Annotated in this window: 1 protein-coding gene; it reads left to right on the top strand. The window is 72.0% G+C overall.

The window, feature by feature from the left end; all coding sequences use genetic code 11:
• Nucleotides 1-51: 51 nt before the first annotated feature.
• Nucleotides 52-410 (top strand): DNA-binding protein (locus GVL04_RS24250; protein ID WP_235036439.1); only part of this gene is annotated, 359 nt, incomplete at its 3' end.

Here is a 410-nt window from a genome sequence, read left to right as displayed (position 1 = left end):
CGCCAGACCATGCCCACGGTTGACGCCGTGCGACGGGCCGCCCGCGTGGACATGAACGCCGCCAGTGCCGTGATGAAGGAATGGCGCAGGGCACAGACCGCGCAGGCCGCCCCGGTGGCCGTGGCCGTGCCGGAATCCGTGCAGCAGGCCAGCAGCGCGGCCGTGGCGACGATCTGGCAGCAGGCGCAGGAGCTGGCGAACGAATCCCTACGCAGTGCGCAAGCGGCATGGGAAACCGAGCGGGCCGAGCTGGACGCCATGCGGCAGGAACTGGCCGAGGCTTTCGAGCGTCAGGCCGGCGAGCTGGACGCGGCCGGCGTTGCACTGGCCGCCGAGAAGGCAGCAGCCGAGAAGCAGGCGCAGGAGCTGGCCGACGTTCGCCAGCAGTTGGCCGAGGCCATGAGCCGGGC

Origin of the sequence: Arthrobacter sp. 18067, assembly GCF_902706295.1 — a bacterium.
Classification (GTDB): Bacteria; Actinomycetota; Actinomycetes; order Actinomycetales; family Micrococcaceae; genus Arthrobacter.
Note: the sequence above shows the minus strand (reverse complement) of the source record. Positions and strands in the feature narration are given on the sequence as shown.